Source organism: Paracoccus methylarcula (assembly GCF_003007735.2).
GTDB classification, from domain to species: domain Bacteria; phylum Pseudomonadota; class Alphaproteobacteria; order Rhodobacterales; family Rhodobacteraceae; genus Paracoccus; species Paracoccus methylarcula.
The window spans coordinates 186,551-205,139 of record NZ_PXNQ02000005.1 but is presented as its reverse complement, the minus strand read 5'-3'; the positions used below and the strand labels follow the sequence as shown (position 1 = coordinate 205,139).

The 18,589-nt window shown below is 62.0% G+C and carries 15 protein-coding genes and 1 pseudogene; 6 read left to right on the top strand and 10 right to left on the bottom strand.

Annotated elements, in window-relative coordinates; all coding sequences use genetic code 11:
* Positions 1 to 30: 30 nt before the first annotated feature.
* Positions 31 to 1,374 carry a trimethylamine monooxygenase gene (locus A7A09_RS09930; RefSeq protein ID WP_211341092.1) on the bottom strand — a complete coding sequence of 448 codons (1,344 nt, stop codon included), beginning with the start codon at positions 1,372 to 1,374 and terminating at the stop codon, positions 31 to 33.
* Between the two features lie 170 nt (positions 1,375 to 1,544).
* Between A7A09_RS09930 and A7A09_RS09925 the strand changes: the two genes are divergently transcribed.
* The gene (locus tag A7A09_RS09925; protein ID WP_106691245.1) at positions 1,545 to 2,843 is read left to right on the top strand and encodes an ABC transporter substrate-binding protein; all 1,299 of its coding nucleotides are present in this window, start codon (positions 1,545 to 1,547) and stop codon (positions 2,841 to 2,843) included.
* On the opposite strand, the gene A7A09_RS09920 is transcribed toward A7A09_RS09925, so the two are convergent.
* The 3 genes from A7A09_RS09920 to folD form a co-directional block, all read right to left on the bottom strand.
* Entirely contained in the window at positions 2,806 to 3,531 is a 726-nt protein-coding gene (locus A7A09_RS09920) for a FadR/GntR family transcriptional regulator (RefSeq protein ID WP_245999260.1), read from the bottom strand. The two genes, A7A09_RS09925 and A7A09_RS09920, sit on opposite strands and share 38 nt — an antisense overlap.
* 85 nt (positions 3,532 to 3,616) lie before the next feature.
* Entirely contained in the window at positions 3,617 to 4,501 is an 885-nt protein-coding gene (purU, locus tag A7A09_RS09915; protein ID WP_106691244.1) for a formyltetrahydrofolate deformylase, read from the bottom strand.
* A gap of 80 nt (positions 4,502 to 4,581) precedes the next feature.
* Positions 4,582 to 5,487, bottom strand: a complete 906-nt coding sequence (gene folD / locus A7A09_RS09910; RefSeq protein ID WP_123225483.1) for a bifunctional methylenetetrahydrofolate dehydrogenase/methenyltetrahydrofolate cyclohydrolase FolD — start codon at positions 5,485 to 5,487, stop codon at positions 4,582 to 4,584.
* Positions 5,488 to 5,776: 289 nt separating this feature from the next.
* Between folD and A7A09_RS09905 the strand changes: the two genes are divergently transcribed.
* The gene (locus tag A7A09_RS09905; protein ID WP_106691344.1) at positions 5,777 to 6,679 is read left to right on the top strand and encodes a GlxA family transcriptional regulator; all 903 of its coding nucleotides are present in this window, start codon (positions 5,777 to 5,779) and stop codon (positions 6,677 to 6,679) included.
* A 111-nt stretch (positions 6,680 to 6,790) separates the two neighbouring features.
* On the opposite strand, the gene glnT is transcribed toward A7A09_RS09905, so the two are convergent.
* The 5 genes from glnT to A7A09_RS09880 form a co-directional block, all read right to left on the bottom strand.
* The gene (gene glnT / locus A7A09_RS09900; RefSeq protein ID WP_106691243.1) at positions 6,791 to 8,095 is read right to left on the bottom strand and encodes a type III glutamate--ammonia ligase; all 1,305 of its coding nucleotides are present in this window, start codon (positions 8,093 to 8,095) and stop codon (positions 6,791 to 6,793) included.
* A 70-nt stretch (positions 8,096 to 8,165) separates the two neighbouring features.
* On the bottom strand, positions 8,166 to 9,491 hold the full coding sequence (locus tag A7A09_RS09895; protein ID WP_106691242.1) for an FMN-binding glutamate synthase family protein: 1,326 nt from the start codon (positions 9,489 to 9,491) through the stop codon (positions 8,166 to 8,168).
* A 12-nt stretch (positions 9,492 to 9,503) separates the two neighbouring features.
* Complete coding sequence (locus tag A7A09_RS09890; protein WP_106691241.1) at positions 9,504 to 10,187, bottom strand: GltB/FmdC/FwdC-like GXGXG domain-containing protein; 684 nt, start codon at positions 10,185 to 10,187, stop codon at positions 9,504 to 9,506.
* 1 nt (position 10,188) lies between these two features.
* Positions 10,189 to 11,076, bottom strand: a complete 888-nt coding sequence (locus A7A09_RS09885; RefSeq protein ID WP_106691240.1) for a class II glutamine amidotransferase — start codon at positions 11,074 to 11,076, stop codon at positions 10,189 to 10,191.
* 156 nt (positions 11,077 to 11,232) lie between these two features.
* Entirely contained in the window at positions 11,233 to 11,877 is a 645-nt protein-coding gene (locus tag A7A09_RS09880) for a helix-turn-helix domain-containing protein (RefSeq protein WP_106691343.1), read from the bottom strand.
* Positions 11,878 to 12,262: 385 nt separating this feature from the next.
* Between A7A09_RS09880 and A7A09_RS09875 the strand changes: the two genes are divergently transcribed.
* Together A7A09_RS09875 and A7A09_RS09870 are read left to right on the top strand one after the other, a co-directional pair.
* Entirely contained in the window at positions 12,263 to 13,066 is an 804-nt protein-coding gene (locus tag A7A09_RS09875; RefSeq protein ID WP_106691239.1) for an NAD-dependent epimerase/dehydratase family protein, read from the top strand.
* The gene (locus tag A7A09_RS09870; RefSeq protein ID WP_106691238.1) at positions 13,063 to 13,668 is read left to right on the top strand and encodes a sugar transferase; all 606 of its coding nucleotides are present in this window, start codon (positions 13,063 to 13,065) and stop codon (positions 13,666 to 13,668) included. Before A7A09_RS09875 ends, A7A09_RS09870 begins: the two co-directional genes overlap by 4 nt.
* Here the strand turns inward: A7A09_RS09870 and A7A09_RS21440 are convergent.
* Positions 13,599 to 15,394, bottom strand: a pseudogene (locus A7A09_RS21440) (polysaccharide biosynthesis protein). The gene A7A09_RS09870 and the pseudogene A7A09_RS21440 overlap by 70 nt on opposite strands.
* Before the next feature lie 593 nt (positions 15,395 to 15,987).
* Between A7A09_RS21440 and A7A09_RS09855 the strand changes: the two are divergent.
* Complete coding sequence (locus A7A09_RS09855) at positions 15,988 to 17,724, top strand: carbamoyltransferase family protein (protein ID WP_106691235.1); 1,737 nt, start codon at positions 15,988 to 15,990, stop codon at positions 17,722 to 17,724.
* Positions 17,715 to 18,578: a polysaccharide deacetylase family protein gene (locus A7A09_RS09850; protein ID WP_106691234.1), complete on the top strand. Its 864-nt coding sequence runs from the start codon at positions 17,715 to 17,717 to the stop codon at positions 18,576 to 18,578. Before A7A09_RS09855 ends, A7A09_RS09850 begins: the two co-directional genes overlap by 10 nt.
* Positions 18,579 to 18,589: the final 11 nt, after the last annotated feature.

Here is an 18,589-nt window from a genome sequence, read left to right as displayed (position 1 = left end):
GCGCCGGATGGCGCCCCCGGCTATTCATCGTCAGTTCTGCAGGTAGACTTCCTTGCTGTCGTCCAGCGCATCCTTCCACGGCGTATGATGGACAGGCGCCATCGTGCCCGTGATGACCGAGCGATAGCTGTGATCCCGGAAGGTCATGATGTTTTCGGCCTTGTGCTTCTTCCATTCGAAGAAGGCCTGGCAGGCGCCATCGACATCGAAACTGGGATAATCCGTCTCGGCGATCAGTTCCTTGATGTAATCGCCCTGGTACTGGATCGCGTATTTCGCGTCATCCGATGCTTCTTCACGTGCAACACGCTCCTCTATATCGGCCAGCATCTCCTGCTTGTCACTGGGCAGGCCGATGCGGCCAAGGATCACGTCGCGCACCCACCATGCCTGGGCATCGAACATGTTGAAGGTGAACCACTGGTCCTGCATGCCCAGGTAGAACATCTTCGGATTGTGGACATAGACGACGCCCTTATACAGATCGGCGGCTGCCAGCCGGTTGGCAGTCTTCAGTCGCAGATCGTCGGGCAGGAACGGGAAATAATGCCGATAGCCGGTGCAAAGGATGATCGCATCGACCTCCTTGCTGGTGCCATCGATGAAATGGGCGGTCCGACCCTCGACGCTTTCAAGCGCGGGCAGTTCCTGCCAGTTGTCCGGCCATTCGAAGCCCATCGGCGCGCTGCGATAAGACGTGGTCACCGACTTCGCGCCATATTTCCAGCATTGCGAGCCGATATCCTCGGCTGAATAGGACGAGCCGAGCAGCAGCACATCCTTGCCGGCGAATTCACGGGCATCGCGGAAATCATGTGCATGAACGATCCGGCCGTTGAACTGCGCGAAGCCGGGATATTCCGGCACGTTCGGACTCGAGAAATGGCCCGAGGCGCAGATCACGTGATCGAACTGTTCCTTGTAGACATGGTCCTTTGCCATGTCATGGACGGTAACGGTGAACTGCCCGGTTCCGGGGTCGTAGTCGATCCAGCGGATCACGCTTCTGAAGCGGATCCAGTCGCGCACCCCGGCCTTCAGCACCCGGCCCTCGATATAGTCGAACAACACGGCGCGCGGTGGATAAGAGGCGATCTGCTTGCCGAAATGCTCCTCAAAGGAATAATCGGCGAATTCCAGCCCCTCTTTCGGGCCGTTGCTCCACAGGTAGCGATACATCGATCCATGGACCGGATCGCCATTCTCATCGACGCCGGTGCGCCAGGTGTAGTTCCAGAGCCCGCCCCAGTTCGACTGCTTCTCGAAACAGACAATCTCGGGGATCTCGGCGCCTTGCATGGCGGCCGACTGGAAGGCCCGCAATTGCGCCAGCCCCGAGGGCCCCGCACCGATGACGGCAATCCGCTTGGTCATGATCCTAGCTTCTCCCTGTTTGTGGTCAGACCAGTATTGAAAACTGGTTCATTCGGTTTGAACCTATACAACCACAAGACCGTCCGCCTAGGCAACAATTTTTCTTCACAGGAATGTAGATTCACGTTTTCTTGCGTTTTTCCCGCAAGAATCAGGCTATAAGCGACTCCATGAACAGATCGACCTTTGCCCAGAGATTGGCCGTCAGCGGTTCCTTACCCCGCCTTGGCGCCACGAATCGCTCCCCTGTCCGAATCGGAGTCCTGACCCCGCTTTCCGGGGCCGAGCAATATTGGGGACGGCCGGGACTGGACGGTTGCAGGATTTGGACCGACTGGATCAACGACCGTGGCGGCATGATGGTCTCGGGCAAGCGTCACCGCGTCGAGATCGTCGAATTCGACAGCGCCCAGGGGGCCGAACAGACGCTTGAAGCCGCCCGAGACATGATCGAGCGGCTGCATGTGAGGCTGATCCTGACGCTTGGCGGCGACAGTTTCGCCCCCGCCCTGCGCTACCTGATGGAGCGCCGGGCGCTGGTTGCCACATTGCTGCCTTCGGATCTGACCCCCGACACGCCCTTCCTGATCGCGCCGGCCGAAGTGCACCCGCTGTTCAACGTGACTGGCGTCGAATACCTCGCCCGGCAGTTGCCGCCATCCCGCCGCGTCGCATTATGCAGTCAGCGCGACAGCCTCGGCCTGCCCTCTCTCGCGGTTTACCGTGCGGCTTTCGATGTCGTGGGCTGGTCCCGTATCAAGGAGCTGCGCTACGATCCGGGCGAAACCGACGCCGAAGCCATCGTCACCGCGATGATGGCGGACAAGCCGGATATCCTGTGCTGGTGTTCGTCCACACCGCCGATGATGTTCGCCCTGACGGAGGCCGCTCACCGATTGGGCTTCGACGGGCATATCCTTGCCTGCACGGCGGATGACTATCCGCAGATGATCGCGCACACATCACTCGATTTCATGGAACGCTACATCTTCCAGTTTCCGGATTTCGACGACCCGAAACTGGCCGATACCGCGTTTTTCTTTCGTCAGCCTCGCGCCTTCTTCGACGCCTATAACACACGATTTCCGGGAGAGTGGAGCGCGGTCAGTTGGGAATATGCCTCGATCCTGGATCTATGGCACAACGCGGTCGAGATCGCCGACACGGTCGAGCCGGTCTCGGTCCTGGCCTCGATGAAACACGCCCAGCAAATGCCCCACGCCTTCGGCCCCGCGATCTGGAGCGGGCGCGACCTTTTCGGGATCGACAACGCGCTGGTCGGCGACTGGCCGGTGGTGGCGATCCGCGAAGGCCGCGCCCGGATCCAGGAATTCGGCTCGGTCCCGGACTGGCTGGAAAAGCATGGCGACAAGCTGATCCAGCAGCTCGGAGATCTGGGTCAGCTCTGGCACCAGCGGCTCGGCGATCCGCTCAGCCGTCCTGCAGCAGCAGCTTCTGATCCTCGATAAGGGACAGCTTCATGAATTCGCTGGCCTCTTCGATGTCACGCGCGGCAATCGCGTTGAACAGCGAGTTGTAGCCGCGCTGATAGGTAGCGATGCGGCTTGGCGTCAGGTGGCGGCGATACATTGGCGCCCGGAACGATTGACGGCGCGCATCGATCACCAGGTTATAGCAGGCGATCAGCAACGGATTGCCGGTGCCCGCCGCGATCTGGCGGTGGAACTCCTCCTCCAGCCGCACGAAGGCCATCGCGTCGATCTGCACCGCCTCCATCTGCGACAAGGTCTTGCCGAGCGCCTCGATCTGACGCGGCGACATGTTGACGATCGCCAGCCGCACCATCTCGGGTTCGATGATCCCGCGCATCACCTGCAATTGCAGCGGCCCGGTTTCCGCCGCGACCGGGGCCAGCGACTCGCTCGCCCCGTCCGGGTCATAGATGACGAAGGAACCCGCCCCCGCGCGGCGGCGGATCATGCCACGCGCCTCGATCATGTCCAGCGCCTCGCGCACGGTATTGCGCGCCACGCCCAGATCCTGCGCCAGTTGCCGCTCGGAGGGCAGGCGCTCGTCCAGTCCGTATTCCTGCGACACGATCCGCATTGTCAGCGTATCGATCACATATTGAACGGTCGCGCCAAGCACGGGCTCGGCACGGCCCGGATTCGCGGTAATATGACTGGCAGGCGGCACCTTGCTCTCCTCCGAAACGCCCGGTCAGGTGGGCTGAGGGAGGATAGCTTACCCCTCGCCGGGGAATCCAGCCGTCATTGCGGCCTCAGCCCATCCGCTCGCTCGAGAACGATCCCGGCGAGGCGGGGAACACCACCGTCTTGTTGCCGTTCAGGAAAACCCGGTGATTGGCATGGGCATGGATGGCGCGCGCCAGGACCTGGCTTTCCACGTCGCGGCCAAGGCTGACATAATCCTCGGGAGACTGCCCGTGCGTCACCCGGATGATGTCCTGCTCGATGATCGGACCCTCGTCCAGATCGGCAGTGACGTAATGCGAAGTCGCCCCGATCAGCTTCACCCCGCGCTCATAGGCTTGCTTGTAGGGATTGGCGCCCTTGAAGCTGGGCAGGAAGGAGTGATGGATATTGATGATCCGTCCCGACATCTTCTGGCACATCTCGTCCGACAACACCTGCATGTAGCGCGCCAGCACGACCAGCTCGGCCCCGGCTTCCTCGACGATCCGCATCTGCGCCGCCTCGGCCTCGGGTTTGTTCTCTTTCGTGACCTTGATATGGTGGAACGGGATGTCGTGGTTCACCACCACCTTCTGATAGGTCAGATGGTTCGAGATCACCGCCACGATATCGACCGGCAATGCGCCGATCCGCCAGCGATACAGCAGGTCATTCAGGCAATGGCCAAAGCCCGAGACCATCACGACGACCTTCATCTTCCTTGCCTCGTCGTGGAAGTCATATGTCATCCCGAATGGCTTCGCGGTCTCGGCAAAACCTTTGTTCAGCTTGTCCAGTGTGACGCCCTTCTCCGAGGCGAAGCTGACACGCATGAAGAACTTGCCCGTCTCGGGATCGTCAAATTGCGAGCTGGCGGTGATATTGCAGCCCTGATCGGCGAGATAGCCGGAAATGGCGGCAACGATGCCCCGCGTGGAAGCGCAGGCAACTGTTAGGCAGAACTTGGTCATTTGCATCTCCTGTCGTGAGCGGGTCGGAGCTGTTTGCAGGCCCGCGATTCGTCTTCATGTCATTTTCTCGAATGCCGGTCTCAGGCAGTCAGCCCCTCGGGCTCGGGCAATCCCGCGGCACGGCAGCAGGCGGTCAGCGTATTGGCCAGCAGGCAGGCGATGGTCATCGGTCCGACCCCACCGGGCACCGGGGTGATGGCACCGGCAACGGCACGGGCACTGTCGAAATCGACATCGCCGACAAGGCGTGTCCTGCCGCCCTCCTCGATCCGGTTGATGCCCACGTCGATCACCGTCGCGCCCGGCTTGATCCAATCGCCGGGGATCATCCCAGGCCGCCCCACTGCGGCGACAAGGATATCAGCGCGGCGGCAGACCTCGCCCAGGTCCCGGGTCTTGCTGTGAGCGATGGTCACGGTGCAGCTGTCGCGCAGCAAAAGCTGCGCCATCGGCTTGCCGACGATATTGCTGCGCCCCACGATCACCGCGTTCAGCCCCGCCAGATCACCCAAGCGATCGCGCAGCATCATCAGGCAGCCAAGCGGCGTGCAGGCCACCATGGCCTTCTGCCCTGTCGCCAGAAGCCCGACATTGAGGATATGGAACCCATCGACATCCTTGGCCGGCTCGATCGCATTGAGCACCGCCTCGGCATCCAGATGTCCGGGCAGCGGCAATTGAACCAGTATTCCATGCACCGCCTTATCGGCATTGAGCTGTGCGACCAGTGCCATCAGCGCCTCTTGCGTGGTATCGGCGGGCAGCTTGTGCTCATATGAATTCATCCCCGCCTCGCGGGTCTGGATCCCCTTGTTGCGGACATAGACCTCGCTGGCAGGATCCTCACCCACCAGGACCACCGCCAGGCCCGGGGTGATCCCCTGTTCCTTCAGATTGGCCACCTGTGCGGCGACCCGCTGCCGGACATCTGCGGAGAACGCCTTTCCGTCGATCAAGGCTTCACGGTCGGTGATTGAGCCACTCATTCCAACTCTCCTTCAGGCGTTCTTGCGGATTGCTCCGACGCGCTCCAGACTTCATCGCGATGCCACCGTTGATGCGGAAACCAGGGTGAAGCATCGCACGGCACTTCTTGTTCAAAATTCAATCTGGCACAGCACCGAGTGAATAATGTGCCTGTATGCGACATTCCATTGCCCAAACAGGTCATTCATGTCAGGCTGAATATGCAACGAGAAAGGTGTCATCTTGCCTGTTTCCGATCCGCGGCGCCCGGCACGTTATGGATTTCTGCTGTTACCGGATTATGCGCTCATGTCCACCGCTTCGGCCATCGAGCCATTGCGGGCCGCGAATCTGCTCAGTGGAAGAACACTGTATGACCTGCGGTTCCTTTCGGTCCATGGCGGCTGGATGCAAAGCTCGGGCGCGGGGGGATTCCATACCGCTCCCATCGCCGATACCGGGGAGGGGTTCGACATTCTCTTCGTCGTCGCCGGTGGCGATCCGCTGGCGCAGCGGGACGAAACGGTGCTTGCAATCCTGCGGAGGCTGGCCCGGCATGGCGTGTCGCTTGGCGGGATCTCGGGCGGGGCGGCGATTCTCGCGGCGGCGGGGGTGATGACCGCGCGCCGCTTTACCATCCACTGGCAGCATATCGACGCGATGCGCGAAACCTATCCCGACGCGCTGATCGAACGGCGGCTTTTCGTCATCGACCGCGACCGTTTCACCTGCGCGGGCGGCATGGCGCCGTTGGACATGATGCATGCGCTGATCGCGGCGGATCATGGCTCGGCCCTGGCCCGCTCGGTCAGCGACTGGTTCATCCATACCGGCATCCGCGAGGCGGAAGCTCCGCAGCAGCTCGACCCGGCGCGCAAATACGATCTGCACCACCCGGCGCTGGTGGCCATGATCGACCTGATGACCAGCCATCTGGCCGATCCCCTGCGGCTGGAGGATCTGGGCCATCTCTGCGGTATCGGCCCAAGGCAGCTGGAGCGGCTGACACAGGCGCAGATGGGCCAGAGCGTCATGCAGTTCTACCGCCGCCTGCGGCTGGACAAGGCCGATGAGCTGCTGGGCCAATCCAGCCTGCCGCTGACCGATATCGCGCTGACCACTGGCTTCGCCTCCCGCAGCCATTTTTCCCGTGCATTCCGGGAGCAATTCGGACACCCCCCCTCGGCCCGCCGCGCCCGGCCCCGACCGTAAAAGGATCGGCCCGGGTCATGAATGCCCAAATCCGCCGACCGGGAGAGGGTCGGCGGATTTGAGAGACGATCAAAGCCCTTGGGGGAGACAGGAGAACCGCTTGATCGTCGTTCAGATGTCGAGGGTGTTGGCCCGTTCCCAATCCGAGAGATGCGAACAGTAATTGTTCCACTCCTGGGTTTTCAGCTTGATATACGCAGACGAGAAATCCTCTCCCATCGCGATTTTCAACTCTTCGTCGGCATCATAGCTGCGGATCGCGTCCAGCAGATTCAGCGGCAGTTTCGGCGCATCCTTCACCTTGTAACCCTCGGCATACATGTCGATGTCGTGGCGCGGGCCGGGATCGGCCTTGGATTTCAGTCCCGACAGACCAGCGGCAATGATGACAGCCTGCAACAGGTAGGGGTTCGCGGCCCCGTCCGGCAGCCGCAGCTCGAACCGGCCCGGGCCGGGAACACGGACCATATGGGTGCGGTTGTTGCCGGTCCATGTGACGCTGTTGGGCGCCCATGTCGCCCCCGAGGTGGTGCGCGGCGCGTTGATCCGCTTGTAGCTGTTCACCGTCGGGTTGGTGATCAGCGCCAGCGCCTCGGCGTGCTTCATGATCCCGCCCAGGAAATGCCGCCCGCGATCGGACAGGCCCAGTTCCTTGCCGTCATCGGCAAAGGCGTTCTCGCCGGTCTCGCTGTCCCAGACAGATATATGCGCATGGCAGCCATTGCCGGTCAGACCCATGATCGGCTTGGGCATGAAGGTCGCGCGCAGCCCATGCTTTTCGGCGATCGCCCGAACCATGAACTTGAAAAAGCTGTGCTTGTCGGCGGTGGCCATGGCCTCGTCATATTTCCAGTTCATCTCGAACTGGCCGTTCGCATCCTCGTGGTCGTTCTGATAGGGTTCCCAGCCCAGTTCGAGCATGTAGTCGCAGATCTCGGCGATCATGTCGTAGCGGCGCAGGATGGCGAGCTGGTCGTAGCAGGGCTTGACTGCCGTGTCGGCGGGATCGGCCACCTCGGTCCCCTCGGCATTCAGCAGATGGAACTCCGCTTCGATCCCGGTCTTGACGGTCAGCCCCATCTCGGCGGCCTCCGCGACCAGCCGCGCCAGCACATTGCGCGGAGCCTGGGCAAGCCCCTTGTCCTCCATCACGCAATTCGAGGGCACCCAGGCCACTTCCTTTTTCCACGGCAACTGGATCACCGAAGAGGCATCGGGCATGGCCAGCATGTCGGGATGCGCGGGCGTCAGATCCATCCAGGTCGCGAAACCCGCGAAACCGGCGCCATCCTCCTGCATGCCCGAAATCGCGGCGGCCGGCACCAGCTTGGTCCGCTGGCTGCCGAACAGGTCGGTGTAGGAAATCATGAAATACTTGATCCCGTTCTCACGGGCGAAGGCGGCAAGATTTGTCATCGGCGGCTCCCCTGTTGCGTATATGTGTATCCCCGGGGCGGGGTCGGTGCCCCGCCCTTCTGGGTGACGATCAGAACCCGGATTGTCCGGGGATCCAGTTGCTTCCGGCCAGCGGGACGCCTGCCATTGCCGCCGCCTCGATGGTGAGCGCGCAAAGGTCCTCGGGCTCCAGGTTATGGACATGGCTCTTGCCGCAAGCGCGCGCGAGCGTCTGACATTCCAAGGTCATGACGCTCAGATAATTGCGGAGACGGCGTCCGGCCGCAACCGGGTCAAGCCGCTTCATCAGTTCCGGATCCTGCGTGGTGATCCCGGCCGGATCGCGGCCTTCGTGCCAATCGTCATAGGCGCCGGTAGTGGTGCCCAGCTTCTGGTATTCCTCTTCCCAACGCGGATCGTTGTCGCCAAGTGCGATCAGGGCCGCCGTTCCGATGGCCACGGCATCGGCGCCAAGCGCCAACGCCTTGGCGACATCGGCACCGCCACGGATCCCGCCCGAGACCACCAGCTGCACCTTGCGATGCATGCCCAGGTCCTGCAGCGCTTTCACCGCCGGGCGGATACAGGCCAGCGTCGGTTGGCCGACATGTTCGATGAACACGTCCTGCGTCGCCGCCGTGCCGCCCTGCATGCCGTCCAGCACGACCACATCGGCCCCCGCCTTCACCGCCAGCGCGGTATCGTAATAGGGCCGCGCACCACCGATCTTGATATAGATCGGCTTTTCCCAATTGGTGATCTCGCGCAGTTCCAGCAGCTTGATCTCCAGATCGTCGGGCCCGGTCCAGTCCGGGTGACGGCAGGCCGAGCGCTGGTCGATCCCGACCGGCAGGTTCCGCATTCCCGCAACCCGCTCGGTGATCTTCTGACCCAGCAGCATCCCGCCGCCGCCCGGCTTGGCACCCTGCCCGACCACCACCTCGATGGCGTCGGCGCGGCGCAGATCGTCGGGATTCATGCCATAGCGCGAGGGCAGATACTGATAGACCAGCTTCTCGGAATGGCCGCGCTCTTCGTCGGTCATGCCGCCATCGCCGGTCGTGGTCGAGGTTCCGGCCATCGTCGCCCCGCGCCCCAATGCTTCCTTGGCATTCGCGGACAGCGCGCCAAAGGACATTCCGGCGATGGTGATCGGGATCTTCAGCTCGATGGGTTTCTTGGCAAAACGGGTGCCAAGCACCACCGAGGTGTCGCATTTCTCGCGGTAGCCTTCCAGCGGATAGCGGCTGATCGAGGCCCCCAGGAACAGCAAGTCGTCGAAATGCGGCACCCGGCGCTTTGCCCCGCCGCCACGAATATCATAGATGCCGGTCGCGGCAGCACGACGAATCTCGGAATTGATCTCGTTCGAGAAGGTCCAGTTCTGCCGAGGCAGGGTTTGCGGTGTCTTGTCCATCGCCTTCTCTCCTCAGTATTCGTCTGCGTGATCGACGTTGAAATTGTAAAGCTTGCGGGCCGAACCATAGCGGCGGAATTCCTGCGGGCTGGCATCGGCCCCGGCGCGCTCCAGCAGATCGGCCAGCAGCTCAAGATGCTCGGGGCGCATCTCCTTCTCGATGCAATCCGCACCGAGGGATTTCACGTTGCCGCGCACGAAAAGCCGCGCCTCGTACAGGCTGTCGCCCAAGGCATCCCCGGCATCGCCCAGGATCACCAGGTTACCCGACTGCGCCATGAAGGCCGACATGTGACCGACATTGCCATGCACCACGATGTCGATCCCCTTCATCGAGATCCCGCAGCGCGAACTGGCATTGCCCTTGATGACCAGCAGCCCGCCATGCCCGGTCGCCCCGGCATATTGGCTGGCGTCGCCCTCCACGATCACCGAGCCCGACATCATGTTCTCGGCCACGCCCGGCCCGACCGAGCCGGTCACATGCACGTTGGCCTGCTTGTTCATGCCCGCGCAGTAATAGCCCGTCGAACCTTTCACCGTCACCTTGATCGGCGCATCCAGTCCGACCGCCAGCGCATGCGATCCGCGGGAATTCTCGATCACCCATTCGGCCTCATCGCCATTCCCCGCCTGCGCCTGAAGCGTGCTGTTCAGCTCGCGCAACTCGGTCGAAGCCATATCGATGGTCTGCATATCAGCGCTCCCAGAAATAGACGGTTGCGGGTTCGGGTTCCCAGACCCGGGCGGTCTCGATGCCCGGCAGGTTGGCGAACGCACGGTATTCCGAGCCGAAAGCGACGTAATCCTCCGTTTCGGCCATCACCGCGGGCTTGCAGGCGATCGGGTCGCGCACGACACCGAAACCGTTCTTTGTGCCGACCACGAAGGTGAAGAAACCGTCCAGATCCTGCAGCGTCCCGTCCAGCGCCTCGCCCAGATTGGCGCCCTCGGCCAAGCGGGACGAGATATAGCAGGCCGCAACCTCGGTATCGTTCTGCGTCTGCGGCGCAAAACCCTTGCGCGCGAGTTCCCGCCGCATCCGGTTGTGGTTCGACAGCGAGCCGTTATGGACAAGGCACTGATCGCCATCGGTCGAGAAAGGATGGGCGCCAAGCGTGGTCACCGCGCTTTCCGTCGCCATCCGGGTGTGGCCGATGCCGTGGCTGCCGGCCATCTGGCGGATACCGAAACGGGCCGCCACGTCCCTGGGCAGGCCGACCTCCTTGAAGATCTCCATCGAATTGCCGACGCCCATCACCCGGATGCCCTTTTCGGTCATGAAGGCACGCACCTCTGCCTCGCTGCCCTCGGGCAGGGTCAGGACCGCATGAGTATCGATCACCCGCATCCGGACCGGAGCGCACAAAAGCTCCGTCAGGGTCTCTTCCAGCCCGGCGAAATGCTCGTCCGGCGTCGCCGATTGAATGGTCATCTTCAGACCGTCCGCATCGTCACCATAGATCGCGATCCCGGCACTGTCCGGACCACGGTCGGTCATGGTGATCAACATATCCGTCAGAAGATCCCCGAGACGCGGACGCAAATCGTCCTTCTTCAGGAACAGACCAACAATGCCACACATAGTCACCTCCGTTCAGCTTGGCTCAAAGCCCTCACGGATTAACTAATAGGAAAATTTATTGCCTGACAAGATATTTTTTGCGCCCAGGCCCATTCGCCCGCTTTTGCTGCCTGTCGCTGCTTGATAGAGTACCGCAAAACGGCGGCTTATCCTGTCCTACTTCGCTTGCGGATAGGTGATGATCGACAGATAGCGAATCGGCAACTGGCGCATCTCTTCGGGGCCATGCGGCGCATCGGCATCGAATAGCAGGCTGTCGCCGGACTCGAGATCATAGAGCCGGTCGCCATGCCGATAGCCCAGATGCCCCTCAAGCATGTAGATCAGCTCTATCCCCTCATGCTGGAATGTCGGGAAACGGTCGCTTTCCGTGCTCAGAACGATCAGATAGGGCTCGACCACCACGCCCGAATTGTTCGATCCGATATGCCCCAAAAGGTGATACTGATGCCCCGAGCGGGTTCCTGCCCGCTCCACCTCGACTGCGGTGCCCGCCTTCACATGCATGGCCCCGCGCGGTTCTTCGTATCCCGAGAAAAGCTGCACCAGCGGCACCCGCAAGGCGTTGGCCAGCGTCTGCAATGTCGTCAATGACGGAGAGATCACCCCGTTCTCGATCTTCGACAACATGCCGACCGACAGCCCGGCCTGACTGGCCAGTTCGGAACCCGTCATGCGCTGACGCTTGCGCAATTCGCGCACCTGCCGACCAATGGCGACCTCGAGATTCTTCTCGCGGCTTTCGCGCAGGGCATGGGGATCCTGGGTCAGCTTGATCTCGGGCTTCACGATCTTGGTCATATTGTTATTCCCTGCGCATTCTCTGGTCTTAAAATGGTTGTTCGGCAGAAAATGGCCGAACCCGGTTTCAATATAGGAGGGTTTCACAACGCATAGAAACCATCGATACAGCATTACCTATCGAGACACCGGCGCCGCAATGTCTTTTGGCACCGACCGATGCGGGCCGATATGCAAGAGCGACCGTCATCGCCCCGGAAATGCAAGAACCGCAAGCTCACGGCCCCTTTTCCGTTCTTGCCTGTCATGACCGGGCTGATTATCCACATCTGATCCGGCAACAATGGTATTCCCGACGCAGCCCTGATGACAACACACCCAGACCCCATGGCAACCCGTGCCTGACCACTGGCTCCTGATCGGTTCGACAGGACGCGTCGGCCGTATGCTGGCGCGTCACTGGGATGTGGAACCGCCCAAGCGGGCGGAGCTGCTTCGGCAAAGCCGGTGGGGGGCAGCGGAAATCCGGTGGGATCCCTTGCGGTCCCCCTTCCCGCGCCAACATGGCGGCTTTTCATGTTTCATCGGGCTCGCAGGGATCGTGCCCGGCACCGGATCGGATTTGCGGCTCAACCGCGACCTTGCCGAAGCGATCCTGCATGCCGCCCATGACATGGGCGTAGCGCGGGTCCTGCTGTCATCCTCCTCTGCCGTCTACGGCGCAGCAAAGGGCCGCCATGCCTTCCGCGAGGAGGATCCACCCGGTCCCCGCAACGCCTATGGCGAGGCGAAATCCGAGATGGAGGCCGTTTGTGCCCCGTGGCGCACACGCGGGATGGAGATCTGCTGCCTGAGAATCGGGAATGTATGCGGCGCGGATATGCTCTTCACCAACAGCAGCCGTGCGGCGGCGGGAGAAATGCTGCATATCGACCGGTTCGATGACGGCACAGGCCCGGAACGGTCCTATATCGGTCCGGCAACCCTGGCCCGCGTGATCGAGACGCTTGCCCGCCATCCGGCCCCCCTGCCCGAGACCCTGAACCTGGCTGCGCCGGAACCCGTCGCGATGACGGATCTCGCCAGCGCCGCAGATATGCGCTGGACGTGGAAACTCGCGCCGGCCAGCGCCCTCCAGAGGATCACGCTCGATTGCGGACGCCTCGCAAAATTGCATTCCTTCACGGCCTCTGACAGCGATCCCGTTGAAATGGTTCGGCAATGGCTCCGGTTGAGGGATCCGAAATGACCTTGACCAAGCGCTGTTTCGACATCCTGCTTGCGCTGATCCTCGGCTGCATCCTGTCACCGGCCATCCTCGTCATCGCCGTGGTCCTGCTTATGCGCGACGGACGCCCCGTATTCCATATATCCGAGCGCATGAAGAGCTTCGACGAGGGTTTCAACCTCGTGAAATTCCGCACGATGACGGAAATGGCCGGGGACAACGGCGTGTCCGGCGGGGACAAGGCGGCGCGGATCACCCCGACCGGCCGCTTCCTGCGCCGAACCAGGCTGGACGAGATCCCCCAGATCTGGAACGTCCTGAAGGGCGATATCAGCTTTGTCGGCCCCCGGCCTCCGCTTCGGCAATATGTGGAGCGATTTCCGCATCTCTACCGCGAGGTATTGAAATCCCGGCCGGGGATCACCGGGTTGGCCAGCATCTATTTCCATGCGCATGAGGAGCGATTGCTGGCGCGGTCCTCGTCGGCCGAAGAAACGGACGAGATCTATTGCCGGGCCTGCGTTCCGCGCAAGGCGAGGCTGGACCTGATCTATCAGAAGCGGCGAAATCTCTGCTTCGACATGGCTCTGATGCTGAAGACGGTGTTCAAGCGCCTGCGGTGATTCCGGCGAAAGTCAGGCGGTTCCCTGCTTGGTCGGCAGAACCCCGGCGCGGATTCTCTCGGGGACGATGGATTTCTCCACCGTATATTCATTCTCTGCGATATCCCTGCGGCGCTGGTCCATCGGAAGGGTGTCGGCCAGCAAGGACCGAATCGCGGTGACATCATGCTTTTGCAAAACTGCTTCAGCCGTTCGAGAACACCGGCGAGATTCTCCGGGGGCTGCGACATGTCGGTTTCGGTCATGATGCGCGGGTGCTCGGTTCGCATCGCCTCGTTACCGATCAGAAGCTCTTCATAGAGCTTCTCGCCGGGGCGCAGACCGGTGAAACAGATCTCGATATCGCTCTGATCCCGGCTCGGGGACGGCTTGGCGCCCGGCGGAACCACGACTGGCGAAAGCCCGGAAAGCTGGGCCATGCGGACCGCCAGATCCACGATCCGCACCGGAGCCCCCATATCCAGCACGAAGACATCCCCTCCCTTCGCCATGGCGCCAGCCTGGATGACCAGTTGCGAGGCCTCCGAGATGGTCATGAAATAGCGGGTGATCTCGGGATGGGTCACGGTGATCGGACCGCCGGCCGCGATCTGTCGGCGGAAAAGCGGTATCACCGAACCCGAGGAATCCAGCACGTTCCCGAAACGCACGATTGAGAAAAGGGTGTCATCCTGGCGCGCGGCGATGGTCTGGCAGACCAGTTCGGCCAACCGCTTCGAGGCGCCCATGATGTTTGCCGGTCGAACCGCCTTGTCCGTGGAAATCAGGATAAAGGCGCGGACTCCGGCCTTGACGGCAGCCTCGGCCAGAACCTCGGTTCCGAAGATGTTGTTGTGAATGCCCTCGACCACATTGCTTTCGACAAGCGGAACATGCTTGTAGGCGCCGCGTGATAGATGGACTCGACACCATGGCTGCGCAGAATGGCAGAGACGCGGCCGGGATTCTGCACCGATCCGATGACGGGAATGATCTCGACCGAAGGGTATCTGGCGCGCGTAAGCGCCTGGAGTTCCTGATCGACCGCATAGAGATTGAATTCCGAAAGCTCGAACAGCACGATCCGCTTCGGACCGTATTCGAGGATCTGGCGGCAGAGTTCCGAGCCGATGGTTCCCCCGGCTCCGGTGACCATGACCACCTTGCCGCGCAGGTTCCGGTTCATCAGGTCGCGGCGCGGTGGAACAGGATCCCTGCCCAGCAGGTCATCCACGGAAACCTCGGTGATGTCGCTGATCTTCGTTCGCCCCGAGACGATATCGGTCATGCCGGGGATTGTCTGGATATGGATCGGCAGCCTGTCGAGCCGGCGCAAGACCTTCGCCCGTGCCGTCCGGCTGATACTCGGCATGGCCAGGAGCAGGCTCTTGGCGCCGTAATTGTCGATGAGCCTCGGCAGGCTCTGGGGCGCATGAACCGGGCAGCCGCTGATCGTCCGCCCCTGCAGGCTCTTGTCGTCATCGACAAAGGCGACCGGCAGGTATTCGGAGCCGGTCTGCAACGACAGTTGCAATTGCCGCCCCGCCGTTCCCGCGCCATAGATGATGACCCGGGTTTTCGGCCTTTGCTGGACGCCGATCAGCATGCGGCGCATGAAAATCCGCAAGCCGCCGATCGAGACCAGGGCCAGAAGCGCATAGATGACAAGGACGGACAGGGAAACGCGCGTTTCGGAAATGCCGCTGACCAGACCAAGCACGAGCGTCGAAAACACGACGCCGGTCATGATGGTCTTATAGGCCCGCGCGGTGATGTAGCGTATCACCGCACGGTAGAAGCCGAGCTTGACGAAACTCGCAAGACTGATCGGGATGACGATCCCCAGTATTCCCCAGAACGGCAGTTCAACCAGAAAGCCCAGTCTTTCGTGATATAGCAGCATCGCGAATACAAGGCTGAGCGCGATAAGAACCGCATCCATGCAAAGCTGGATGAGGCGCTTCTTGCCAAGACTCAAGCCAACGAGCCAGTTGGCCAACTGATGCGGCATATGCTACAGCCTCACTGACAGAAGACAAAGCACAAGAAACTTCATCATCCGGATCTGCGGTGGTGATACAACGATACGATGATATAACAGCACGTTCATTTATTCCTTTCGCAAAAATTATACAAGGAAAGAGCGGCAAACCCAGCCTGACCTGATGCTTTCGAACAACTTGTGCAGACGGGTTTCGCAATCCCTCGAAATGCCGCAGGCAACGCAAGGGCAGGTAAAGGCGGCTCATGATCCGGCCCGCTTGTATCCACCGAACCGGCGAAAGTATGGTTGTGGCGAAAGGCATGCCCCGGCAGCGGGGCTGAGAAAGATCGGAACGGATGTCGTATACTCTTGGGCTCGCCACGATGGACAACAGCGCCGCCGCGCTGTTTCAAGGCAACCGGCTGGTCGCCGCCATAGAGGAGGAACGGCTGAGCCGGATCAAGAACGATGGCAGCTTCCCGCATCTTGCCATCGCCGAGGTGCTTGATATCGCTGGCATAGGGTTGTCGGACATCACCACTGTCGCGGTTTACTGGAAACCGTGGCAGCTTGATGTCCGGATCTCGGGCACCCTGCGAAAGCTCGTCTCGGCCCCGCTTGCGCGCGGGGCGATCCTGGCGCGGCTGCGGGACATGGCGGGAACTGGATCCGCCCGGCAGGATCCACCCCCCGGGTCCTGGCGGGATCTGTTCCGGCTGCGCAAGATATTGACCAGCCGTCACGGCCCGACCGCCGCCCGCCTCTGCTTCATCGATCATCACGACAGCCACCAGTTATATGGCGAGGCGATGCGGGATTGGGACGACTGCCTGTCATTGTCCTATGACGGGGGCGGTGAGCGGAACTCCACCGTTCTGGCCGCCGTCCGGGGCGGGCAGAGACAGGTCCTCAGCCAGCATCGCTGGCCCAATTCGCTCGGTCATTACTATGCGACCTTCACGGGTTATCTCGGCTTCAAGATGCTTGAGGGCGAATACAAGCTGATGGGGCTCGCGCCTTATGGCCAGCCGCGCTGGCGCGATGCGATCCTGGCCGAGATACTGCGGCTGGAACCCGAGGGACGCTACCGGCTCAACACGCGGATCTGCGATTACCACGCCGCCCTGCAAGGCCGGTTCCATCCGCGCCTGCGCGAACTCTTCGGTCCGCCGCGCGCGCCCGACGCCCCCCCAACGGAAGCGCATATCGATCTGGCCACCAGCCTGCAGGCGGCATTCGAAGCGGCGCAGGCCCATGTGCTGTCCTACGGGCAAAAATTGCATCCCGACCTGCGCCGGCTGGTCATCTCGGGCGGATCGGCGCTGAATGTCACCGCCAATGGCCGATTGTTGCAGGCCGGGATGTTCGACGAGATCATCATTCCGCCCGCCCCCCATGACGCGGGCTGCGCGATCGGCGCAGCACTTGCTGTTCTGCCGGATGCCGAGCGCGCATCCATCCGCAGCCCCTACCAGGGCCGCGACCATTCCGCCGCCGAGATCGCCGCGGCGATTGCCGCGTATTGCCAAACGCCTCCGCAACCCCTGCCCGAAGACCGGCTGATCGAGACCACCGCGCAGATGCTGACCGAGGGCAAGCTGATCGCCTGGTTCCAGGGCCGTGCCGAATTCGGTCCCCGCGCGCTTGGCGCACGGTCATTCCTTGCCGATCCGCGCCGCGACGAGATTCGCGAAACGCTGAATGACAAGATCAAGAAGCGCGAGCTCTTTCGCCCCTTCGCACCCTCGGTGACCGAGGACGCAGCGCCATCGTTTTTCAAGCTGGACCAGCCCAGCCCCTATATGAACATCGTCGCGGATGTGATCGGCACCTCCATCCCCGCCGTCACCCATGTCGACGGGACGGCGCGCGTTCATACCGTCAGCCGCGATGCGCACGCACGCTATCATGCGCTGATTTCCCGTTTCGGCGAATTGACCGGCGTGCCGGTGCTTCTGAACACCTCGTTCAATATCCAGGAACCGATCGTCTATTCTCCGGAGCATGCCCTGCGGACCTTTGCCGCATCTGGCGTCGATGCCCTTGTCATCGGCGATCACGTGATCACGCGCGAGGATTTGACGTGCCCCTGATCCTCAGCATCGATTTCGAGGATATGGCCCATGACATGAAGCGCGATCTCGGCCTGTGGGAAACCGGCCCGATCCGCACCGAGGCGCTTTGGCAAAGCTATCACGATATCGACGATTTCCTTCGGGCACATGGCGGGGCAAGGGGCCGGAAGGCCACTTTCTTCTGCACCGGCCTGATCGCCGAGCAGGCGCCCGACCTGATCGCCAGGATCGCCGCCGATGGGCATGAGATCGCCTGCCACTACCATTTCCACGACCGGATGGACGGGCAGGATGTCGCCACGATCGACCGCATGCTCGGACGGGCCAGGACCGCGCTGGAGGATGCGTCGGGCACAAGCGTACGGGGTTTCCGTGCCCCCCAGTTCCGGATCGACCGAACCGGGCCTGCGCAATATCAGGCCGTGATGCGGCATTTCGACTATGACAGTTCCTTTCCGGCCGAAAGCCGCGAAGAGGTCGCCGCCTTCCGCGCCGCCATGGGCCTGGGCGATTTCCCGATCCTGCCGATCTATCGCGGGCGGGTCATGGGGCGGCATTTCAGGCTTGGCGGCAGTTATCTGAAGCTGTTTCCCGGCGTGATGGCCCGCCGGTTGATCGCCGACGCCGAAAAGGCCGGGTTCGCTCCGCATATCTATCTGCACCCCTATGAGTTCACCGCGAGCGGCAGCTATCGGCTTTCATTCGGGGAGCGCCTCCCGCTTGGCATGGCCAGGACGCTTTACTGGGGAGTCCGGCAGGAACAATGGCACCGGGCGGGAAATCGAGGCCTGCCCGCGAAACTGGCGCGGCTGATCGGCCACGACGGGCTTGCCGGCCGCCTCGGCGATCTCGTGCCCGCCATCCGGGCCTGAGGCGTTCGGGA

Excerpts from the sequence above, each read along its gene's own strand:
- A7A09_RS09870 (WP_106691238.1), top strand. The coding sequence starts at position 13,063 with ATGACCTTGACCAAGCGCTGTTTCGACATCCTGCTTGCGCTGATCCTC.
- A7A09_RS09875 (WP_106691239.1), top strand. The coding sequence starts at position 12,263 with ATGCTGGCGCGTCACTGGGATGTGGAACCGCCCAAGCGGGCGGAGCTG.
- glnT (WP_106691243.1), bottom strand. The coding sequence starts at position 8,095 with ATGACAAATCTTGCCGCCTTCGCCCGTGAGAACGGGATCAAGTATTTC.
- A7A09_RS09890 (WP_106691241.1), bottom strand. The coding sequence starts at position 10,187 with ATGCAGACCATCGATATGGCTTCGACCGAGTTGCGCGAGCTGAACAGC.
- A7A09_RS09895 (WP_106691242.1), bottom strand. The coding sequence starts at position 9,491 with ATGGACAAGACACCGCAAACCCTGCCTCGGCAGAACTGGACCTTCTCG.
- A7A09_RS09925 (WP_106691245.1), top strand. The coding sequence starts at position 1,545 with ATGAACAGATCGACCTTTGCCCAGAGATTGGCCGTCAGCGGTTCCTTA.
- A7A09_RS09885 (WP_106691240.1), bottom strand. The coding sequence starts at position 11,076 with ATGTGTGGCATTGTTGGTCTGTTCCTGAAGAAGGACGATTTGCGTCCG.
- A7A09_RS09905 (WP_106691344.1), top strand. The coding sequence starts at position 5,777 with ATGTCCACCGCTTCGGCCATCGAGCCATTGCGGGCCGCGAATCTGCTC.
- folD (WP_123225483.1), bottom strand. The coding sequence starts at position 5,487 with ATGAGTGGCTCAATCACCGACCGTGAAGCCTTGATCGACGGAAAGGCG.
- purU (WP_106691244.1), bottom strand. The coding sequence starts at position 4,501 with ATGACCAAGTTCTGCCTAACAGTTGCCTGCGCTTCCACGCGGGGCATC.
- A7A09_RS09855 (WP_106691235.1), top strand. The coding sequence starts at position 15,988 with ATGTCGTATACTCTTGGGCTCGCCACGATGGACAACAGCGCCGCCGCG.
- A7A09_RS09880 (WP_106691343.1), bottom strand. The coding sequence starts at position 11,877 with ATGACCAAGATCGTGAAGCCCGAGATCAAGCTGACCCAGGATCCCCAT.
- A7A09_RS09930 (WP_211341092.1), bottom strand. The coding sequence starts at position 1,374 with ATGACCAAGCGGATTGCCGTCATCGGTGCGGGGCCCTCGGGGCTGGCG.